The sequence below is a fragment of the Paenibacillus sp. NRS-1760 genome (assembly GCF_050467785.1).
GTDB lineage: Bacteria > Bacillota > Bacilli > Paenibacillales > Paenibacillaceae > Pristimantibacillus.
In genome coordinates this window covers 214362-236353 of the sequence record NZ_JBITPK010000013.1, presented here as the reverse complement: position 1 = coordinate 236353, position 21992 = coordinate 214362, and the positions used below count along the sequence as shown (strand labels likewise).

21 protein-coding genes are annotated in these 21992 nt (G+C 40.3%); 5 read left to right on the top strand and 16 right to left on the bottom strand.

What is annotated here, in order from left to right; all coding sequences use genetic code 11:
- The first annotated feature begins 131 nt into the window (after positions 1 to 131).
- Positions 132 to 941: an AraC family transcriptional regulator gene (locus ACIFSR_RS16640; RefSeq protein WP_430058478.1), complete on the top strand. Its 810-nt coding sequence runs from the start codon at positions 132 to 134 to the stop codon at positions 939 to 941.
- Between the two features lie 3 nt (positions 942 to 944).
- Here the strand turns inward: ACIFSR_RS16640 and ACIFSR_RS16635 are convergent, their stop codons facing one another.
- On the bottom strand, positions 945 to 1721 hold the full coding sequence (locus ACIFSR_RS16635) for a DUF817 domain-containing protein (protein ID WP_430059316.1): 777 nt from the start codon (positions 1719 to 1721) through the stop codon (positions 945 to 947).
- Between the two features lie 149 nt (positions 1722 to 1870).
- Positions 1871 to 2119, bottom strand: coding sequence for a DUF3955 domain-containing protein (locus ACIFSR_RS16630; protein ID WP_430058475.1), 249 nt, complete (start codon positions 2117 to 2119; stop codon positions 1871 to 1873).
- 281 nt (positions 2120 to 2400) lie between these two features.
- Here ACIFSR_RS16630 and ACIFSR_RS16625 point away from each other — a divergent pair, with 281 nt between their 5' ends.
- The 3 genes from ACIFSR_RS16625 (at position 2401) to ACIFSR_RS16615 (ending at position 5933) form a co-directional block, all read left to right on the top strand.
- The gene (locus tag ACIFSR_RS16625; RefSeq protein ID WP_339203004.1) at positions 2401 to 3018 is read left to right on the top strand and encodes a TetR/AcrR family transcriptional regulator; all 618 of its coding nucleotides are present in this window, start codon (positions 2401 to 2403) and stop codon (positions 3016 to 3018) included.
- A gap of 47 nt (positions 3019 to 3065) precedes the next feature.
- The gene (locus tag ACIFSR_RS16620; RefSeq protein WP_339203005.1) at positions 3066 to 5405 is read left to right on the top strand and encodes an MMPL family transporter; all 2340 of its coding nucleotides are present in this window, start codon (positions 3066 to 3068) and stop codon (positions 5403 to 5405) included.
- A 318-nt stretch (positions 5406 to 5723) separates the two neighbouring features.
- Complete coding sequence (locus ACIFSR_RS16615; RefSeq protein WP_076265602.1) at positions 5724 to 5933, top strand: hypothetical protein; 210 nt, start codon at positions 5724 to 5726, stop codon at positions 5931 to 5933.
- 131 nt (positions 5934 to 6064) lie between these two features.
- On the opposite strand, the gene spoIIP is transcribed toward ACIFSR_RS16615, so the two are convergent.
- Entirely contained in the window at positions 6065 to 7318 is a 1254-nt protein-coding gene (spoIIP, locus tag ACIFSR_RS16610) for a stage II sporulation protein P (protein WP_430058472.1), read from the bottom strand.
- Positions 7319 to 7549: 231 nt separating this feature from the next.
- Positions 7550 to 7795, bottom strand: a complete 246-nt coding sequence (locus ACIFSR_RS16605) for a cupin domain-containing protein (protein ID WP_430058470.1) — start codon at positions 7793 to 7795, stop codon at positions 7550 to 7552.
- A gap of 50 nt (positions 7796 to 7845) precedes the next feature.
- Here ACIFSR_RS16605 and ACIFSR_RS16600 point away from each other — a divergent pair, with 50 nt between their 5' ends.
- Positions 7846 to 8391 (top strand): TetR/AcrR family transcriptional regulator, encoded by a 546-nt coding sequence (locus ACIFSR_RS16600; RefSeq protein ID WP_430059314.1) that lies wholly within the window; start codon positions 7846 to 7848, stop codon positions 8389 to 8391.
- 100 nt (positions 8392 to 8491) lie between these two features.
- Here the strand turns inward: ACIFSR_RS16600 and ACIFSR_RS16595 are convergent, their stop codons facing one another.
- The 12 genes from ACIFSR_RS16595 to ACIFSR_RS16540 all read right to left on the bottom strand — a co-directional run bounded on the left by ACIFSR_RS16595 (position 8492) and on the right by ACIFSR_RS16540 (position 21694).
- Positions 8492 to 8932 carry an oxidoreductase gene (locus ACIFSR_RS16595; protein WP_339203009.1) on the bottom strand — a complete coding sequence of 147 codons (441 nt, stop codon included), beginning with the start codon at positions 8930 to 8932 and terminating at the stop codon, positions 8492 to 8494.
- 105 nt (positions 8933 to 9037) lie between these two features.
- Positions 9038 to 9697, bottom strand: coding sequence for an HAD family hydrolase (locus ACIFSR_RS16590; RefSeq protein ID WP_430059312.1), 660 nt, complete (start codon positions 9695 to 9697; stop codon positions 9038 to 9040).
- A 133-nt stretch (positions 9698 to 9830) separates the two neighbouring features.
- A complete protein-coding gene (locus ACIFSR_RS16585) occupies positions 9831 to 10736 on the bottom strand; it encodes a D-alanine--D-alanine ligase (RefSeq protein WP_430058468.1) in 906 nt (301 codons plus the stop codon).
- Entirely contained in the window at positions 10733 to 12196 is a 1464-nt protein-coding gene (locus tag ACIFSR_RS16580; RefSeq protein WP_430058465.1) for a PLP-dependent aminotransferase family protein, read from the bottom strand. Before ACIFSR_RS16580 ends, ACIFSR_RS16585 begins: the two co-directional genes overlap by 4 nt.
- Before the next feature lie 179 nt (positions 12197 to 12375).
- Positions 12376 to 13098 (bottom strand): hypothetical protein, encoded by a 723-nt coding sequence (locus tag ACIFSR_RS16575; RefSeq protein WP_339203012.1) that lies wholly within the window; start codon positions 13096 to 13098, stop codon positions 12376 to 12378.
- A 171-nt stretch (positions 13099 to 13269) separates the two neighbouring features.
- The gene (locus ACIFSR_RS16570) at positions 13270 to 14733 is read right to left on the bottom strand and encodes an ABC transporter substrate-binding protein (protein WP_339203013.1); all 1464 of its coding nucleotides are present in this window, start codon (positions 14731 to 14733) and stop codon (positions 13270 to 13272) included.
- A gap of 66 nt (positions 14734 to 14799) precedes the next feature.
- Positions 14800 to 15693 carry a carbohydrate ABC transporter permease gene (locus ACIFSR_RS16565; RefSeq protein WP_339203014.1) on the bottom strand — a complete coding sequence of 298 codons (894 nt, stop codon included), beginning with the start codon at positions 15691 to 15693 and terminating at the stop codon, positions 14800 to 14802.
- Between the two features lie 2 nt (positions 15694 to 15695).
- The gene (locus tag ACIFSR_RS16560; protein ID WP_076265595.1) at positions 15696 to 16622 is read right to left on the bottom strand and encodes an ABC transporter permease; all 927 of its coding nucleotides are present in this window, start codon (positions 16620 to 16622) and stop codon (positions 15696 to 15698) included.
- A 7-nt stretch (positions 16623 to 16629) separates the two neighbouring features.
- A complete protein-coding gene (locus ACIFSR_RS16555; protein WP_430058460.1) occupies positions 16630 to 17913 on the bottom strand; it encodes a Gfo/Idh/MocA family protein in 1284 nt (427 codons plus the stop codon).
- Between the two features lie 48 nt (positions 17914 to 17961).
- Positions 17962 to 19047, bottom strand: coding sequence for a DUF4832 domain-containing protein (locus ACIFSR_RS16550; RefSeq protein WP_430058457.1), 1086 nt, complete (start codon positions 19045 to 19047; stop codon positions 17962 to 17964).
- 4 nt (positions 19048 to 19051) lie between these two features.
- A complete protein-coding gene (locus ACIFSR_RS16545) occupies positions 19052 to 20341 on the bottom strand; it encodes an acyltransferase domain-containing protein (protein WP_430058455.1) in 1290 nt (429 codons plus the stop codon).
- 15 nt (positions 20342 to 20356) lie between these two features.
- Positions 20357 to 21694 (bottom strand): DUF4832 domain-containing protein, encoded by a 1338-nt coding sequence (locus ACIFSR_RS16540; RefSeq protein WP_430058452.1) that lies wholly within the window; start codon positions 21692 to 21694, stop codon positions 20357 to 20359.
- Positions 21695 to 21992 lie beyond the last annotated feature (298 nt).

Genomic DNA, 21992 nt, shown 5'->3' with positions numbered 1-21992 from the left:
AGAGGAAAATCATCTATGCATCCATGGATACATGTATTCACATCATGTATAATTGTACATATTATACATAGAATTTACGGAAATTAGTGAAATTAAATGTATATTAGAACAATGGCATGGAGTTGATTAATATGACCTACATGAATATTCCTTATATACTTGGAAAAGAACCCATCAGCTTCCCTCAATTTAATTCGATTTGGAAAGTGCAGGCTGACGATGCCTACAACATTATAACCAGTGAAGGATTCGTCGTTCCCGGTCTTTTTATTACTTATGAAGGTAAGGGCATCCTATCCCAAGGGAATGACCGCTATGAGCTGCATGCAGGCACTTTCTTTTTCGTTCAGGAGGGAATTCCCTCCGAATACAAGTGTCAGGATAATAACTGGAAATTTTATTATCTTGATTTCAATTCCCTGGATGCCATTCGAAATCTGCAGCTCCCTGTAAGCAAGGTCGAAACAACCGGAAAAGTTGCAGAGGCAGTACTGCTGTGCGAGCGTATCATTGATACTTTGATTGCAGAATCCTTCGGCTACGCTTATTCTTCGAATATCTTCTTGCAACAACTATTGGTACTCTTTGCTAGAGAACTTGAGTCAGGGCAGACCTCGCGCCAAACCGAACTCAACAATATATTAATCTATATCCATCGTAATATGGATAAAGGTATTCGGGTCGAAGAACTCATCGAACGCAGCGGCTTGTCGCGAACGTCCTTTTTTTCGCGCTTCCGCGCATTAACAGGCCAATCCCCCAGCGAATACATGCAAAATTTAAAGCTAGAATCGGCCAAAGTATCGCTGGAGACAACAAGCCTGTCAGTGAAGGAAATTTCATCCCAGCTGCAATTTTATGACGAGTTTCACTTCTCTAAACTGTTTAAACGAAAGTATGGTCAGTCTCCAAGCAATTGGCGGTCTTCCAGAGGAACATGAATCCTAGCTGAATGATGAATCGTTTTTTGTCCGTTCCGCTTTTACATGTTTCAGCTGGGCGACGATAATGACACTAATGATTGCCAGAAGGAACCATGAGCTAATCTTACTGAAACTGACCAGCTGCCAGGTTTGATTCTGATCAGGATATTTCCAAGCATTAAAAAACGTGGCTATATTTTCAGCTAACCAAATAAAAAAACCTACAATAATAAATGAAAGGGTTAAAGGCATTCGATAAGTTATAGCTCTTACCCGAAATATGATCCATGTTTTCCAGAATACAATAAATACAAGCGCCGTCAGCCACCAGCGAAAATCAGGAATAAAATGATGTGTGAAAAAGTTGAAATAGATGGCTCCTCCAAGCAGCGCCGATGACGTAAGTCCAGGCCAGCCCGTCATGTCCATGCGTAGTCTCCGCCAAACCTGACACATAAAGCTTGCAACACTTGCATACATAAATCCGCTATAGAGCGGAACACCTAGCAACTTTGTATACCCTAACTCCGGGTATGACCAAGAGCCCATCCTTACCTTATAGATCTCAAGCAGTAAACCAATGATATGAAATATACAGATTACTTTGATTTCATCACGTGTCTCTAATCCGCTGATATACATGAGGTATTGCACGCCAAGCAGTACAAGTAGAATGGCATCATAACGATGAATGAAAGGTATTTCTACGATGTTAGAAAGAGCTAATGTTCCAAAAATCGCAACAGGAAATATGCAGCTCATCGCCTGATGGTAGCCAAAATGCAGTAGCTGTAACATTGATTTCAATTTATTTCTCTCCTCACCATGACCAAAGGATAACATTTCACGACAGTGTCAACGTTCTACAAATGTCCTACGAGCTAGAGCTCCCGCCATGTTAAATAAAAAAACAATTTCCTTTTCTGATCAGGAAATTGTTTTTTATTTTATTTTATTTTTCTATAAATTATGTTTATTTTTTTGATCATAGAAATGACAGCCATCAACAATAATATAATAATTCCACTTAAAAATAATAGATAACTTAATGGAATTAAAAAGAACAATGGTTCTATTAGTGTACCATCTGGAGCGACTTCGGATTTCCCCATCATTCCGGTAACTAGACAAATGATTCCCAAAAAAATTGGGATAGAAACTAATTTTAACCACGCTGATAATCCTTTCTGTCTCACAAAAATCCTCCTCTTAGCTATCTACGAAAATAATATCGTCAATATCCATGTAAGTCAACACAAAATTATCGTAAAACAATAAATCTTTGTTGTTTTAATCTTTTTCTATGCTCTACACTTTCCTATTTATAAGCTCTCGCTCAAATCGTTTAGCTCAACGCCACAAATCCGTAACAACTTGCTCATTGTGCATCATTGCCCATTGGGCAATAATATAAGTAGGGAATATTTTTGAAAAAGCTTCCATTCTATTTGAAAAGGGGTGAACGCTTAAGCGTTACATGATGAACAAACAAAGCCTACGCGATATCAAAAGAGAAGCAACCGCAAATGCGCTTGCCGATGCAGCTTTCGCTCTTGCTCTGGAAAGGGGAATGGATGGTTTTGTCGTCGAAGATGTCGTGCAACGCGCCGGTTACTCCAGAAGAACGTTTGCCAACCACTACTCCTGTAAAGAGGAAGCGATAGCTTCAGCAGCTCTCATCTTTAAAGGCGCCGACGAAATTGGGAATTGGATCAAAAGCTTAAACGAGGACATGTCCCCACTCGACATTCTTCACCAGTTGATGAAGCTGCATCTGACAGGAGAACATATTGGAAAACTGCGGCAGCTTGTATCATTTTCGAGGCAACACCCTACGCTTGAGCCTTACATCTTAAGCGGACTGCGCCGTTTGCAAATTATGGCTCAGGAAACTTTAGATGAGTTTTCCCATGAACGATATCCCGATGGGTATACCCACCTCCTCGCCGGAGCTGTTTATGGAGCCATGCTCCCCATACTGGATGGCAGCCTGAGTGTGCTGTTACCAGGTCAATCCGTAGCCGAGACCCCAGAGGCCGTAACGTTCGATCAATATTTAGACACCATGTTTGGTTACTTGCGAAACGGATTTTAGTACACGACCTCACGTTATTTCTACATGCAAAGGAGAATCATTAACAGATGTCAACTTTTCTGTACAGATTGGGTAAGTCAGCCTATACCAAGCCGTGGTATTTCATTATTAGCTGGATCGCAATTCTCGGAGTTGTACTCGCTATACTCGGAGTCAATGGAATCCATGTAACCTCCGATATGAAAATTGAGGGAACGGAATCGCAGAAGGTATTGGATCAGTTGTCAGCGGAACTGCCAGAAGCTTCAGGCGGACAAGCCAGCATCGTATTTACGGCTCCCAAAGACGAACGACTAGATACACCAGAGCGTTTGAGCGCCATTACTAAAGCTGTTAATGATGTTTATAACCTTGAATATGTTATTAATGCTGCTGAATTGGCTGCTAAAGCCGGCGCTTCAGCTTCAGAAAACGCTCAAGGGAGTGCACCACAACAAGGGGACGGAACAGCGCAAGCAACCACAGGTGAATTACCTCCCTTCGGCCCTCTAATGGTCAACGGTGTTCCGGTACCTGGCGTGATGCTTGCCTCTGACGGCAGCGTTGCCCTGTTCCAATTCCAATTCACCGTTCAGCAAATGTCACTTCCTGAATCGGTACCCGATTCCGTCATCGATGCCGCCATGTCTGTTGAACAAACGGGTATTCAAGCATTACCAAGCGACTCGCTGTCAACTAAACCTTCCATTGGTTCGACAGAAGCTATCGGTATTGCCGTAGCTGCCGTTGTGCTATTCATGACACTTGGTTCGGTTGTTGCTGCTGGCTTGCCGCTTCTAACTGCCTTAATGGGAGTAGGAATTAGCGTAGGAGGAGCATACGCCTTCTCAAAATTCATCCATATGACTGATCTCACTCCTGTTCTAGCGCTTATGGTTGGGCTTGCCGTCGGAATTGACTACTCGCTGTTTATCGTAAATCGTCAACGCCGCATGATTCTTGATCAGGGATTAAGTGCGCGGGAAGCAGCCAGCAGAGCAGTCGGCACAGCCGGAAGTGCAGTGTTTTTCGCTGGCTTGACCGTTATTATTGCTTTGTGCGGCATGCTTGTCATCGGAATTGGCTTCTTGTCTGCCATGGCGCTTGTTGCTGCTTTGGCTGTCCTCGTCAATGTTCTGGTTGCTTTAACTCTGCTGCCGGCACTGCTAGGTCTGCTGGGTGAACGCATCTGCTCAGCAAAAGCGCGTACGAAGAGCAGCACCCAAACGAAGAAAACTGCTCAAGGGTTCGCACACCGCTGGGTAACAGCAATAGCGAAAGGCCGCTGGCTAATTATTGTTGCTGTTATTGTTATTCTTGGCGCAGCAGCACTACCAGTCGCAAAAATGGAAATGGGCATCCCATCAGGAGCCACGGCTAACTTAGATACACCATCAAGGCAGAGCTACGACGCCATTTCAAACGGTTTTGGCGAAGGCTTCAATGGCCCGTTGCTCCTAGTAGCAAAACCAAAAGGCGCATCGGACAAAGTGACGCCGGAATTGCTGAATGGTCTAGTTCAAGATCTAGGGAAGCATGAAAATGTTTCGCTTGTGACACCTATGGGCGTAAACAAAACCGGAGATATGGCGATTATTAGCCTCATCCCCAAAACAGGTCCAACGGATGCAGAAACCAAAAACCTAGTTCGTGAGATTCGAGCTTCTGATTCCAGCATGGCACTAACGTATGATGTCACGGTTGGCGTAACTGGGTTCACAGCAATTAACATCGATATGTCATCGAAGCTGGCTGAGGTGTTCCCTCTCTACGTCGGCATTATCGTTATCCTATCGCTTATTATTCTGCTGCTCGTGTTTCGCTCAATCATCGTTCCACTCAAAGCTACGGTTGGATTCCTTCTCAGTGTGCTCGCCACATTCGGGATTACTACGGCCGTATACCAATGGGGATGGCTTCACTCCCTCTTCGGCTTTGATACCGGCGGTCCGCTGCTCAGCTTTATGCCGATTATGGTTACGGGCATTCTTTACGGTCTTGCGATGGATTATCAAGTGTTCCTCGTCAGCTCCATGCGCGAGTCTTACGTACATGGTCATCACGGAACAGAGAGTGTCGTTCACGGCTACAATCAGGCCAGCCGTGTAGTAGTAGCCGCTGCCGTGATAATGGTGTCCGTGTTCGCAGGCTTTATTTTCGCGCATGATATTATGATTAAGCAGATCGGTTTTGCACTCGCAATCGGCATTCTTATTGACGCCTTTTTCGTCCGCATGGCGCTTGTCCCAGCTGTCATGGCTGTCTTCGGCGACAAAGCTTGGTGGCTGCCGAAATGGCTAGACCGCATGCTGCCGAACCTGGATGTCGAAGGTGATAAGCTTCTAGCTGAACTGAAGAGCCAGGAGAGCGCTGCTACCATTAAGGCGAAACCTCGTCGAGCATATTGATTCAATTTTCGCTATATTGATTTACAAAAAAGGCAAACCAGATCATCTGGTTTGCCTTTTTTCGCATATGATCCCAAAGTCATGCATCAGGAATTGTAGAAGAATTATTGATCCAATTAGATTGACAAAATTATGATTGAGGATTCGTTGGGGTATACTATCGTGTATTGAGATAAAATTCACTGTTTTGTATATTTTACAACATATTCTGAAATATTTTTTCTCATTTGCATTCACTTCCATTGCTTTGTATAAAGTTATTAGTGTATTATTTGTCCTTAGAATACAAAAAAATAGAACCGTAGAGGACGTGTTTACATGCAAGCAAAAATTACACTTCAAGAAGGTCAACGACTAATTACGAACAAAGATTTTGAAGTTGCGATTGCTCAAAAAGCAATAATCAAACCCATGCAAAACGGCATGCAGATTCGCCCAGCATCAACCATAACAGGATATAACGACGATTCTGTTCGCATGTCAGATGGAAGCATTATTCACAGAACAGCAAATTCATTTTTCGTCTAAAAACAATGTCTACAAGGCCGATGTAAAAATCGGTTTTTTTATTTTTTTATATGACCCTTAACATTAAGGTAAACAACAGAATGTGAGCATGGAACAAAAAAAGCAAGGAAACTTCCCCTGCTTTTTTTACTTTATTTAATTGATTTATAATACTCCGCAAACACGTCAGCGAAAGCCTCTGCTGTTTGAAGATTTTCTTCCAGCGTATTGTTTACTCCCCCAAATTCCAGAAGCAGGCTTCCATTAGAGACGGACTGGTTGTACTCGGCATTCCCCTGGTGGGCGCTTTTCATAAGAACTCCCCTCGATATGCCAGGATACTTCTTGTTCAATAGAGCGTTTAACGCTTCGGCGAACTTTTTGTTTTCCTTATGCGCAGGATTAGCGTCTCCAATGACGAACATAATGCGCGCATACGTTTTGCCATTAATGACAACCGTTGTTTTGCTCCGCGGAACATCAGCGTCACGGTGAATATCGAAGAAATAGGATAGTGATGAATTAGCCTTCATCGCCTTGTCGACTGCTTTACGCGATTCAACGTAGGCTTTTGTGTAGCCTAATTTCTGTTCATTCAGTCTTTCAGTAAAGTCGGTCTGTTCAACAATGGAGGATATCCCTTTTTTCTGAAGACTCTCAGCAAGCTTCTTGCCTACAAGCGTAATGTTCACTTTGGCATCGTCGACGGAGGTCCCTTTTGAATTACCTAATACATTTCTCCAGGACTCCCTATTATGCGTATGATAGATATACACTTTACTGCCGCTTTGTTTGTTACTCCCCGTGTTCACAACCCAATTAGCAACGTAAGCGGTTCCTCCACTTGGCAGCGATACTTTATACCAATCTCCTTCTAATCCGACGACAGGAAAGGTTTCTCCAGCTCTCGCCTTGGCAACAATCTCATAATCTAAACCAGGCCCTTTGCGCAAATTAGTAGTATCTACTATATTTACTATAGCTTCCTTATCTTGACCACCACTCGGCTTGTTGGCATTTCCCTGGTTTTGTCCATTATTTGAAGTAGGTTGGCTGCCACTGCTCTCAACCGTCTCCACTACCCAATTTGCAACATAAGCCGTGTTACCGCTGGAAAGAGTTACTTTGTACCATTCCCCTTTCGATCCAACGATTGGATAAGATGTGCCAGCTTTCGCTTTGGCAACAATCTCATATTCAAGCCCCGGTCCTTTGCGCAAATTGGTAGTATCCACAATTTTAGCGATTGTTTCTTTCTTTTGAACGGTTTGTGCGTACTGCTGTACTCCCTGGCTTAGCTTTTTTCCTGCCGACAAGTTCTGAATTGATGCATAGGCAGAATCGGATCCCCCTGTTAATAATGAAAGAATGATCGTTCCACCCAATATTTGATTTCTTAATCTCAAAGCTAACTTTCCTCCATTTCAAATACTTATTCTACGAATTTCGACAGCAATGGAGGAAAATCCTTCTAAACTATATTCTAGAACGCGAAAATGAGCGTAAATTCCTAGTAGAGTCATTCAAAAGACATGACAAAAAACACCCCTAAAGGTGTTTTTTACTCTTGATGAGCATTATGGAGAACCTTACTCAGAACCTGTGGCTTTCTTGGGTATTCATGAATGTTTTTCTAGTTATTTTAACTTGTTATATTCCTCATCGGTTACGGATTTAAACCATTGAGCAGGGCCCATAGTAGTATCAAGATCAATGGCAAGATGAACAAACCAACTATCTGCTGCAGCACCATGCCAGTGTTTAATATTCGGGGGTATCTCCACGACATCGCCAGCTTGTAATTCCTGTGCTCGTTTTCCTTCTTCCTGAAACCAGCCTCTTCCACCCGTAACCAACAAAATCTGTCCGCTAGGATGGCGCAAGATGCTTGTTATTGTGCAATTATGATTAAGGAAGTTTGGTGATGATAATAATGCCAGTCATGGATAGAAGAGTTCTCAAGTCTCAAGAAGCAATTAAAACCGCTTTTATTGAACTGATGTCTGAAAAAAACTTTAATGAAATTACGATTCAAGATATTTCCGACAAAGCAAATGTAGGTCGAAGAACAATATACCATCATTATTTAGATAAGTTTGATCTACTGGACAAACTGATTGAAGAACATATAAACGAACTAAGGAAAATCTGCAAGGCATCATCAGAATTAGATTTCGTGGCAGCAAATTTAATTATGTTCGACTATTTCGAACGTAATTTTTCTTTCTTTTCGACCATGTTAGCAAGCAGCGGTGCCTCAACATTCCGAACTCGACTCCTTGAATTACTCATTGAAGAATTAGAAAATGACGTAGATATAACTCAAGGAATAAATAAAGGTTTGAATAAAGATATTATTTTTAATTTTTTTGGTACTGCTATCGTTGGAATAATGGAATCGTATATTACGAATGGAATACCTGAATCGCCGAAAGTTATGGCAGAACAAGTGGGGATATTATTAGAGAGGAATTTATAAAAGAAAAGAATGCACTGCCGTTAATATTACTAAATAATGAAATAAGCAAGCTACCGTAGAGCCTGCTCATTAATGTACATCATTTAACTAGACTTCACCGTTAGCGTAATCGACCTATCTCAAAAGCTTTTTCTATTGTAGATTTGTAATTATCCCATTCAAAGTGGAAAGGCCCGATATTTAGCAATAGATTATTATGTTCTAAATAAAAATTACTCCATTCAACAATATCTGCTTCTTTATCTATAGCTACAGAAATATAACCACAGTCCAAATCACCACATTGAGGACAAATCATTATGGGATACCTATGATACTTATAATCAAAGGGATATTTAAATAAATAGTAATCAGTTATAAGCTTTTGTTGGTCAGCATTCCCATAGCCAAAAGCAGGTACTAAGTCATATTCTTTTAGCCTTTGATACAAGGACACTGAATCAATGACCAAGTCAGCAAACACTGTGTTGTTCTCTTGTTTTAAACCTACTTCACCGTATCTGCTCGTTAATCTTGTCTCTAGAAAATTTGTTCTAGTCATGACTCCTCCATTATAAACGTTAAAGTACTTATTAATTGGTTGAGCAAACGGCAACCATCATGTCAGCCGCCGTTTTTAAGCAATCGTTATCCATTAAATAAATACCTATTTTTTTAACTGTGACACTATTGTTTTCAGCTCAATTAAGTCATCAATAACTATATCTGCCTGAGAGAGTTCATCTTCTTGTGCAAAATCAAAGTTGCATCCAATAGCGACTAAACCATTATCTTTGGCTGCATTTATATCCGATAGACGATCTCCTACTACAGCTGCGTTGGTAATACCGTATTTTTCAATAATGCTTTTAACTAAATCTGATTTATTTAGCGATTCAATTTGTTGAATACTAAAGGTTTCAGTAACCCAATTATCCAAATGATAATAACTCACAATTGCTTTTAAATAATCCGTTAAACCATTGCTAGCTATGTATATTGAAAAACCATTGTCTTTTAAATGCGTAAAAACTTCTTTTACATTTGGATATAAAGCACCTTTCCCGCTTCTAATGTTTTCAATTAATCGTTCTAGAAAGTATGAGTCCGTTTGTTCTCTTATTTCTTTGGAATGATTGGGCAACAGAGTTTCCCAAACCTTTGGTAAAGGGATACCCATAATTTCGCGGTATTTATCAATAGGTGTTGCTGTATCCCATTCATTTATTGCTCTTAACTGATTAAACGCATCTTCAAGTGATATTTCTAATATTTTATTTGTTTGAAATAGTGTTCCGTCCATATCAAAGTTAAGTGATAGTGACATTTCTTCCTCTCCCTTTATAAAATACATGATCATTCCCACTTTAACACAAATCATTGAGGTTAACTGCTCAATAACAGTACGAGGCTGCCGTTTCATACCGGCAGCCTCGTTCATTTCATGCTATAGTTACCCATTAATTCTTTCTTTCCATTAATGAATATTCAATAATCTGATCCAACAGTTGACTGAATGAAATTCCCGCAGCTTTGGCGCTTTTGGGCAGAAGGCTATTTTTCGTCAAACCAGGTAATGTGTTCACTTCCATTACATAAGGAATTCCATCTTTAATAATCATGTCGATTCGGGCGTAAACGCTGCATTTTAATGTCTTGTAACAGCCGAGTGCAGAAGCACGAACCCGTTCAAAAATCTCAGGAGGCAGCTGGATCACTTGTTCATCGGCTCCACCGTCATCATACTTGGAAGAATAATCAAAAAATTCAGATTGAGACCGAATAGCGATGATGGGAAGAAGTTTACCGTTTAAAATGGAGCAGGTTATTTCCTCACCTTCGATATATTGCTCGATCAATACTTCATTATCCCATCGAAAGGTTTCTAGTACCTCATCAACCAACGTTTCTTTGTTCTTTAATATTTTGACTCCTAAACTCGATCCGCCTGAATTTGGCTTCACGATAACCGGATACCCCAGACGTTCGACATCTTCAATACTTAATTCATCTGCACCATTCAAATGTATCCAGTCAGGAGTATGGATGCCTTCATTACGAAAAAGCTTTTTGGAAATATTTTTATCCATGCTCAAGCTGCTCGATAAAACACCGCAGCCGGTATAAGGAACGCCAAGTGTTTCAAGCGCTCCTTGAATCGTTCCATCCTCACCAAACTTCCCATGAAGCGCAAGCAGAGCTACATCAATATTTTTCACTTTTTCAATGAGTTCATCTTTTCGATTGATTTCAATCGGATACAACTCATATTTTTCTCTATCCAAATTAGCAATCATTTCGCTTCCAGTCATAAGGGATACTTCTTTTTCTGATGAAATACCCCCCATTATCACTCCAACTCTCATGGCTGTCTCTCCTTCATCATTTGTTTAGCCGTATCACCTATAATTTGAATCCCTTTTATGATGTCCTCATCTGCTACTCGTGAGAAACCAAGCCGCATCGTATGATGACCTTTATTATCTGTAAAAAAAATGTTGCCCGGAGTAAATATGACTCCTTTGTGGCGACAGTATTCTAATAAGTCATTGGTATCAAAGTTGTCTTCGAATTCAATAAAAACATGAAGCCCTCCGTCGCCTGAAAGGCGTTTTAACGGAATAAACGCTTTACAGCACCGAATGACTAATTCACATTTTCGTTTATATTCAGATTTGGCTTTCTTCAAATATTTCTCGAAGTTGCCATTATGAAGATATTGATAAAGCAAGGATTGATCTAACGTGGAGGTGTGAATGCTTCGCGCACGCTTTACACTTTCCAGATAATAAATGAGCTCTTTCTCAGCCAAGACCCATCCAACCCGGAGGCCGGGGAAAAGGATTTTCGAAAAACTGCCTAGATAGATGACACTATTTCCATTTCCGTTACATGCAAGTAAAGGGGCAATGTGGTCTCCTGAAAACCTTAGTTCCTCGTTGAACCCATCTTCAATAAGCGGGACTTGATATTTATGGAGCAGCTTGATGACTTCCATTCGTTTATGGGGAGACATCACAATACCCGTTGGATTATGATAAGAAGGTACAAGATAGGTTAAATCAAACAATCGTTCTGACAATGCTCTCTCCAGCTCCACAAGATTAATCCCGTCTTGCTCCATTTCGATACCCTCAATATCAAATCCATGCATCTTAAACAGTTTAATTGCCGCATGATGGGTAGGGTTCTCGCAAAGAACACGGCCATGTTTCTTAATCAAAGCCGATAAAATGAGGTCTAACCCTTCTGTAAAACCGTTCGTAATCAGAATATCCTTACCCTCTAGATTTACCCCTTTATTCTCCATATATCGAAGTAAATATTCCATTAAAGGCTTGTAGCCTTGTGCATATCCATAGTTTAAGATGATTTCACCCTCTATGGACATCCGATCTAAAAAAGCTCGTTTGACATTATCGAGATCAAACAGTTTCCCATCCGGTGCGATACTTGTAAAATTGATTTCTCCTGTGCTCGAACGTATCCCGTGCTTGCTAAGATCCATTTCTTCAGCAATCTTCGCTTGCTTGCTAATATTTTGCTTCCAATCAAGCTGCCATGAAGGGTCAGTTGCTGACTCACCTAATTTTTGAGCAACAAAGCTCCCTTTTCCTTTATCTACATACACAAAACCTTCGTCTTTCAAATCTGCGTATGCACTAACTACCGTATTTCTACTGACATTCAGCATAGAACTGAGTTCGCGCGTGGACGGTAGCTTCTGATTCGCTTGCAATACTCCTAAAGTAATTAAGCTTTTCATGTATTCTTTTACTTGGGTATAGGCAGGGCTGTCATCCGTCAAATTGAATTCAGTAAACATCCAATCCCCCCTAGAAATATAATGACATACATTTATCGATAAAATAAGATCCACGATGTCTGATTTTCAGCCTACCTGTGGATATGTAACACACTTGGGCGAATATATAACCCATTAGAAATATCAACAATCGCGCTCAAATGACAGGGACGATACTTCCCCATAACGCAACGTTCATTTTAATCTCCTTTAATAAGCTTCCATACCTTTTTTGAATAAACTAACCAAACCTTGTAATCCCTAATTTCTTTTCTAAAATCGTATACGCTGTCCATATCAATGTCATGACCAATAAAGGTTACCGGTATTCTTAATTCAGCTTTACTTTTTTGAATTTTTGACAAGTCAATCAATAATCCATCTCTTGTCCATTCTAAAAGAAGCGATGATATGTCCTTTGGAATATCCTGAACTTTTCTACCGGCTAGCTTATGAAGCTTAAAAGTAATCACTTTAGCTAAAAGAACTTCATAGTCATATAAGTCGCTAACATAAAGCTTGTTAAACCAGCCATCATCATGTGCAAAATAAGCAAACCTCAGCTTTGGTAAATGATGCAATGGCTCACCCATATGGCCAAAAAACAATAATTCAGCGATTTGATTGTTGCTTAAAGCATTTAAATCCTCTTCTTTGGAGAAATCTACCCAACAAAAATCTCCATAGTGGTACACGTTTTCTTCAATTAATTCATCCAATCCTTGCTGCAAAACATAATGAAGTCTAGAATGCCGATTCGTCTGTACGTTATGAAAATCATGTTTAAGAAGTATAAGGTTCTCCGGCCTATGATGTACACAGTTCATAAATTCATGAAATTCGATTCCATAGGAGCAAAAATAATTCTTTTCATGCTCGCCGCTCACATATATTAAATCCCTAATATGCTTACTTTTCTTCATTAAACATTCCCCTCAAAAGGAAAGATTGGTTCCTATTTCTATAGTACTACATCCTGCATAGGGCGTTATGCAAAACAACGCAAAAACCCCGACCTCTTTTAGGTCGGGGTTTTCACATAACTTATTTTTACTCCTATGCCAATACTATGAACTTGAAAATATAATATCTCTTTATTTACTAGCCAAAAACTCATCCAACTGGCGTTGAATCTCAGCTACGTAATCATCAATCCCTGCTGCTTTTAGCTTCTTAATCGCTTTCGGATATTCCGTTTCAAAATCGACAAAGCCTGAACGTATAGCTGCTAAGTCTTTGCCTGCTACTTCTTTTAGCGCAGTCTCAATCAATTTTACTTTCTCATTATTAAATCGGAAGCCGAGTGAAGCGGAAGTTACTGCCTCGTCATCCCACGTCTTATAATGATCAATTGATTCTTGTGCTACGTCTGGTCCAAACAATTGATAATTCTGGTTTCTAAACATCCATTCATAGAAAAACTCATTTGCAGTCAGCTTTTTGATTCTTCCATCTACAATCTCATAATCTTTGCCTTCAACGCCATAAAGCGCTAATTGATAATTTTCTTTGGATTTATAAATCCAGTTCACGAATTTTATCGCACCCTCTGGATTAGGAGCCGTTACCGGAACGCCAAGAACTTCTCCTCCTGTTGCAGTAATATAACGAGGTTTCTCAGGTGCCAAAAGATAAGTTTTCACTCTAGCATCAGGTGCATTTGCTTTTATTGCATCTATAATTTCCATTTCTTTGCCTAACGAGCCTTCAACCCATAAGTATAGACCTGTCTGCATGCGAGAATCCCGTTCATTGTATTTGATAGTCAGATCCTCTGAATAAAGCCCTGCATCATACATACTGCGGTTAAATTTCGCTACTTTTTGGAAAGCTTCTGATTCATAATAGCTATGTGCTTTTTTGCTGTCTTCGCCAAATACGATTAAATCTTCTACTGCAATAAAGTTATACTGCTCTTCTGTAAAATATCTGGTTAGAGGTTTAAAGACAATATCAGCTGGCCCTTTCATTTCCGGAAACTGTTTTTTCGCTTTGGTAGCAAAATCTTTTAAATCTTCAGCTGTTTTTATTTCGTTCATACCAACAGCCTCTAGTATATCCTGACGAACAGCTACCAGTTGATACATGGCTGATGACGGAGCATACGCCGATGGAATACCATGAATTTTGCCGTCAATTACCGCACCCTGAAACTGTTCCATCGGCAGCACTTTGAGCATATCCTGGCCATATTGCTTAATTAGATCATCCAATGGCATGCTTTGCTTCTTATTCACAATGGTAGAAAGGTCGGGAAGGCCATCCCAATAAAGATCAATCGGTTCATTTGCAGCGAGCATAATATCTTTTTGCTCCCAGTACTGAGCCCATGGCACAAAAATAACTTTCAACTTTAATCCGAGATCGGCTGCCATTTTCTCTGAAAATTCATTTCCAAGAAATTCAGTCATACGATCACTTTCGTCCCCCGGGTACAAGATGGTGAGTGTTTCGAGCTTCCCCTTTCCTCCAACCTCTTCCTTGTTGCTACACGCTGCTAGTATTGAAGTAGAAACTAGCATTAAAACCAAAAAGATAAGCATTTTACTGGATTTCATTGATAACCCTCCCTATTTAATGGTTAATGTATGTTAGGCCTAGATAGGCTACAAACCATATATCGTTTATTCCTTTACTGCGCCCGCCATAATGCCATGAACGAAATACTTTTGTATAAAGGGAAATAGGAAAATAATAGGACCAATTGTGATAACGGTAATTGCCATCTTTACTGTTTCTGCAGGCAGCGTTATGTTGCCGGAAGCCCCAGAGGGAATACGGCCGGAGCTGATCGCATTTACATTGGATAGAATGTTGTAGAGATAATATTGCAGCGGAAATAGATCCTTATCGTTGATGAAGATGAGTGCATTCCACCAATCATTCCAATAATTCAGCGCATACATTAATCCCACTGTGAGCAGAGCAGTCTTGCTTAAAGGAAGAGCTACTTTCAAATAAATGGTAAAATAATTAGCTCCATCCATCTCCGCCGCTTCATATAAAGACGGTGAAATGCTGGAAAAATACGTTCGCAGCAAAAACATATTCCATACGCTAAAAATAGAAGGAAGGATTAACGCTAAAATACTATTTTTCAAACCGTAATAATTCACGCTAACCATATACCACGGAATCAAGCCGGCCGAGAAAATAATCGTAAAGTTGCTAATGAATGCGATAATATTGCGATATCTCAGCTTTTTTACGGATATCGAGAATGCAATCATACTTGTAATCAGCAATGCGCTTACCGTACCAATTACAGTTACAAAGATGGTTACGCCATAAGATTTCAATATCTTCATGCCACTATTTACATAGATATATTTATACGTATCCAAACTTGGACTCAGCGGGATAATAGAATAACCATTTTTGACAATGGCCTGCTCAGATGAGAAGGAAACACTTAAGGTCAATACAAGCGGGTATAAACATACGAGTGCAAATAAGCCAATAAAACAGTACGCCAAGCTCTTTACGAGTCTATCTCCAAGCAATCGATTAGTTTCCATTATTAAAATAGACCCTCTCCATCGTTTATTTTCTTAGCCGATTTGTTAGCTGCAGAGATTAGAATTAATCCCATTAGAGACTGAAATAATCCGATTGCAGTCGAATAAGAAAAGCCCAACGTACGCATAGACTGGTAAACATAGGTATCGATTACGGTAACCTCGTCAATGAGTACCGGGTTATTACCGACAATGCCGTATATCATACCAAAGTCGCCATAAAAGATCCGTCCAACACTTAGTAATGTCAAGACAATGATCGTTGGTTTTAGCATAGGAATCGTTAAGAAAACAATGCGCTGCAGCTTATTCGCGCCATCTACTTTCGCTGCTTCATACAAGCTCCCATCAAAGTTAGCCATTGCAGCCATGTAAAGAATCGAGCTATACCCGCTCCACTTCCAAACACTCGATAGAATAATGATCCATTTCCAATACTTCGGTTCTGAATACCATCTAATCGGATCTGCCCCAAAAAACTCCAAAATATTGTTGGCCACACCTACATCCGTTGAGAAGATCCCGTACAGAATAGCGCCCACTACAACCCACGATATAAAATAGGGAAAAAACATCATGCTTTGAGCAATCCGTTTAAACGATTTATTCCGTATCTCGTTTAAAAAAACAGCGATACTGACTGGAACAATAATGCCTAAAATGAGGCTGAAAAAGTTGATGTATAAGGTGTTATAGGTAACCTTCCAGCCCATGCTATTTTTAGAGAAAAAGTAAGTGAAGTTATCAAGACCAACAAATTTACTGCCAAATATGCCGTCAACTACATTAAAGTCGGTAAATGCCATCCATATTCCTGCAAAAGGGATGTAGCTGAACATGATTAATACAACAAGCGCAGGCACGCACATGAGATACAATATTCTGTTTTTCTTTATCTCATATAAGAAACCTTTCACAACTGAACTCATTACATCACTACCTTTGCATCGTTATCGAGCGGCTATCGCGTAATGTTTCTTGCAGCTCTTCCTTTAAATGATCGATATCAATTACCGTACCTGTAACCCTTGCTCTCTCAGCTGCATAGGCCATAATGTGACTTTCTACTGATCTATCAATGGAAGATCTGCTGTTGCTGTCCTCATTTTCTAAATTGTCCAAGAAATCAATCATCAGTCCTGTATCCCCGCCATTATGTCCGCCATTCATGGCAGCTGGCCGGATCACGGTGTGCTCATATTGTTCAGACATATTGGATGTGAACCGCGTTACTTCAATGATATTTAAGCTGTCATCACCTCTAATTTCTCCATGCTCGCACATAATTTTAAGCGTACGATACATCTTATTGGTAAAACCACTTAAATTAAAGGTGACCGTTACGCCGTTTTTGAACTCAATAATGGATGCTTGATGGTCACAAACATTATTATCAGACCGATAAACACAGCGTCCATAAGGGCTTGTTTCCAAAGCTTTCAATAATCCCTCTTCGGTCTGATCCACCGAAATCGTTGTAGCCGGCCATTGGCCTCTGATTGGAAGATAAGCCTTTCTGGCATCGAAGCGGCAATCTGCGGCAACTTTACAGTCTAGGCATCGATCAGCGCTATTAGCTGGTGCATTCTCTTCTTTAAAATAAGTCAGGTCTCCATAGGAAGAAATCCGCTTCGCATCACTGTCCACAAGCCATGCCAATATATCCATATCATGACAGGATTTCTGCATAATAATTGGGCTCGCTAGGTCGCTGTTTCTCCAATTCCCCCTTACAAAAGAATGAGCCATATGATAATTTCCGACGTTTTCATTATGCTGAATGGTTATGATCTTTCCCAACTCATTGCTATCAATAATTTTTTTTATTTCTGCGAAAAAATTTGTATATCGGAGCACATGACAAACGATAACTTTGCGACCTTTTTCATTCGCTTTTTGTTGTATTCTTAAACATTCCTCCGGACTTGGCGAAATTGGTTTTTCCAACAGAATGTCATAACCAAGATCAAGCGCTTCCATCGTTTGCGTATAATGGTCTCTGTCCATCGAAGAAATAATAAGAGCGTCGCAAATTTTTCCCAATCGATAAAATTCATCTACAGATTGAAATTGTTTCTCCAGAGGGATGCCGAACTGATCGGCTGCTACCTTTCTTCTATTGTCATTTGGTTCAACTACCGCAACAATTTCTACTGTTTTGCTTGCGTATTCTGAATAAATCATGCCTCTTTGCCCTGCTCCGATTAATGCAAGTTTCAAATCAACTACCTCCAGCGTATGAGTTTTTATCCAAGATGCACTCTATTTCTATTCCGGCAATTTAGGATCTTCCAATGGATAATATCCTTCGGGATAATAGGTATCCCATATATTCAAAAGAGGATCTTCACTTGTGATTTCAACGTTCACAGTACCTGCCTCGTAATAACCGTCCTGCACGTTGCTTTGTATATTCAGATTGATGAATGTTCGGTCTTCGAAAAACAAGCCAAAGCTTAATGTATAATTTCCCGGCGGCATATCCGGCAATTGTATAATCTCGTTATGGACAAGATCCCCCGTTAACCATGACTCCGTTGCAGCATGGATGGGAATTTCATACGATACCTCCCCTTGCACTAATTTCACCCACAAACGAAATTCACGGTAATTTCTTGAAGTCCCTGTGTTAACAAACCAGAACCGAAGCGGTAAGCTGCCCCCACTAGAAACGTTCTCTGGATATGTCAATCTTCGTAGAGTAAGGTCATATCCAAGCTCTATTTCCAAATTAGAAAGGCTTGCATGCCATCGATGCGCCTCACGCCTACTATTAGGACCGCATACATTATCGGTAAAATGCAGGACGACCGGATAACTCTTCCATACCTGCTGCAGCTTCTGTTTGGCAAATGCTTCACAGCATGTTATCCAGTTATCTTCACTGCAATTTACGATCAACCCAAACCCACGGCCATGTTCCCTTAAGTATTGAATTAGTTTTGCATTGTGCAGATCAGCAAGAAGCGTCGTGGCTTCAAATGAATCCGTATAGGCATTCCATTCTTCCTTACCGTCAGCGAGTGTCGATATAACAACTCCTTCGACTCGACTATCTGAATCTATATAACTCCCAACTTTTCTTATAAAAGCCGCAAAACATTCATCTTCATGACCTTTCACCCATATAGGTAAGTCCGGTTTGATCATAAGTATTGGATTTGTTGCTGTGTTAAGTGCTGCCTTCACCTGTTCGAGTTTGTATTCCCCTCTAGTAGGTTCTAGTTCATTCCATGAATAAGAAACATATTGAAAAACACCATTTCTTGATTGAGCGTCATTACTCGGTAATGGATAAGGCCTAAATTTTACGGTTTTATACTTCTCGTAGTTTTCAAGCGAATATTTACCCATCCCATTACCTCCTCTGTAAATGGCAATCAACGGTATTAAAGAATTGATCAATATCCTCATCTGAAATATAGGGCATATTTCCAATCTGTTCGATTTCTTCCTTCAAAACAATCATGCTTAATGTGTTAAATCGCGCTCCCGTCTTCATATAAGCTGCAGCAGCTCTTTGCAACGAGGTTTTGTATTGGACATCGTTCTGGACAGGATCTGCCTCCCGATCGCCAAAGGCTTCATAACGCAGCATGCTGTCCCCTTCAAATGTGGGATAATTATAAAACTGCCTTTGAACCAATACGATATTGCTTTTTTCATTGTCCAATATCAGTGATAATCTCGTATCATATAGCCAGCTTGCGCTCCAGAAGCCTTTTATAGCTAACTCCGGAAAATAGTTAGCATATAATTCAATTGCGAGTGACATCGAATGTTTCAGCCTTTCGGGTGTATAGCCAGGTCCAGATGGAATATGCAGCGCTAATAGGGTATCTCCTCTCTGAAGAACCGGTTCCCATTCCTTCTTTGCTATAGAAGTTGGTTCTCTTTCAACGTAGCCCATTGGATTAATACGATTAGCGATAATGTGATCAGCATTTTCCTCCCATTTCGATGTGAAATATCCCCCAGGATCAAATACACCATTGATTCCATTCCTTTGCCCATCGCTGCGAAACTCTTCTCCCGCATGTCGAAGTGCAATAACCTCTTGCGTGTGAACATGACGATGCATAGTAAAAGGATCTTCAAATCGATAAGGTATAAAGAGAAATCGATCTAATCGAAATATTGAACAAGTATAAAAATTCAAATCCCACGGAAAGTCACGGACTTTAGAATCACCATATGCCACTAATTTTTCCAACTGAGCTTTAAGTGGCTGATGAGGGATATTCTCGTAATATGGTTTAGGAATTCCGCGCTTTTCCACTATTTCCATAGAAGGGACAACACAAGCAAGCAGCAAAAGAAAGGAATATAAATCACCATATTGCTTCATACATCCCGGAGTCATATTCGTATAAAAATCTTCATCACAGCGATTGCGCAACGAGCACATGTCATCTACTAAAAAGGTCGTGAATAGAAATAATATTTCATCCTTTTCTATCGCTTCAATTCCCCCAACCAGCCACTGTTTGGTATGCTCGGGAAGTTGATATTGCTCAAAAATTTCAATTAAAAACTTACGTGGAATGAGTATAGTCTTGTTACTCGGTTCGTAGCTTTTATATTTGTCTTCTAAACCTTCTGGAAGATAATCAAAATTGCAGTACGCAGCAGCCGTTTTAAAATCCAACCGTATCGACATTCGTTACTGATCCCCTTTTATTAAAAGTTTTCCCATCTCGTAATAGCCGTCCGTATTTCCTTCAATCGCCAGCTTAACATTTCCAATCTCTTGCACACCTGTTTCTATGCCAATTTCTAAACGATACTCTCCTGCTGGCACATCGCTCGGAATCGAAAAACTCTCTTCCCAAGCAATATCTTCGTCCGGCAGCCATTCTCTTATATCTTCTTTGCTATAAAGTGTATAAGTCTGATTATTGCTTGTTAGCTTCAATACAAGCGGATAGCGATTATAAATAGGTGCGACCCCAACATTAGCCCACAAAGCAGCAACATCTAGATTCCCGCCTGACTCAACTTCAGCATCATAAGTGAACTTTCTTAATTCAAAGCGGTAGCCCATCTTGTTTAGCCACTGCTTCACATGATCTTTCCACGGCTCCGGTACGATTGTCCCTTTGTTGTTGAATGAAGAAATATGCCATTTGAGCGTTTCTTGAATAATGTAATCAATATCCCAGCCCTGAATATACCAGTCATTCATATGCCAGCATGCTTCAAATAAAATCGGAGCTTTCTCCCATGCATTTTCCATTTTAAAGTTCTGTATATTCTGAGGGTAAAAGTCGGTCATATGAGACCATCGTTTGCCATGAAAACCGCCCATATCGCCTAGACAATCGACACGAAAGCCTACTTTGGCTTTACGATCCGTTATGATCTTCATTGAAAGTGGATCATGTAAAAGCGCTTGCAAAGGTGTTATTTTAAAACCATCCAAATAAGCATCTGTAATACGTTGAATGGCCTCTGGCTCTAAAAATTCCGTGCCTCCGCCTTCCCCCCATGCTCCTACAATCGTCAAATCTATAGAGCTTATAACGGGATGCCCGTCATACTTCTTTGCAAAAGCTTTTATAAAATCAGACCAATACTCCACATACCTCGTTGTCTCAGGATCTACTCTCCAAAAAGGAAAATCGGGCTCCTCCGGACTTTCCGCTCGAAACCATTCCGGTATATCATCTTCTTCACTTAGTGCATATGGCGAACAACGTACCACCGCAGTACATCCCATGGATTTGGCATACTCTAGCTTTTCCTCAAGCACTTCCCACCTGAAAACACCTTTTGCAATTTCTATATCCCTCCAGCGAGCACTGCAGAAATAGACTTTGCTATCCGGATGATTGTATGTCCTGCTGTCTTGCGTAAATTTATATTTCTCTTTCTTTTCCCCTCTATTGTCAAACACATCACCGATGTCATCCATTAAACCAGGTGCTGAAGTAAAACCAATGCCAGGATTGCTTAGTAAGCAATCCACGATTACCGGGTACACGGTCATCGCTTTATTCATGTCTCATCATCTCCTCACTAGGTATTCTCTTTAAATAAACAACATTTGCTTTTTTGTTACGTTGTGTGTTACGTTATATATGTGGTTTGTTTAGTAATCTTATGGTGCAATTATAACATTTCTAACCAATCCTGCAAGAGGAAATTACATCGTTCTCAAATAAAATTTAATGTGAGACTACGCATCATTCGTATGTTACTATATAGTTTAGTAGGCATACATACAGACAAATCGGTATGAACGTAATTTTCACGCAACAAAACATAAAGCGCTAATGACGAATCACAACGTAACATAA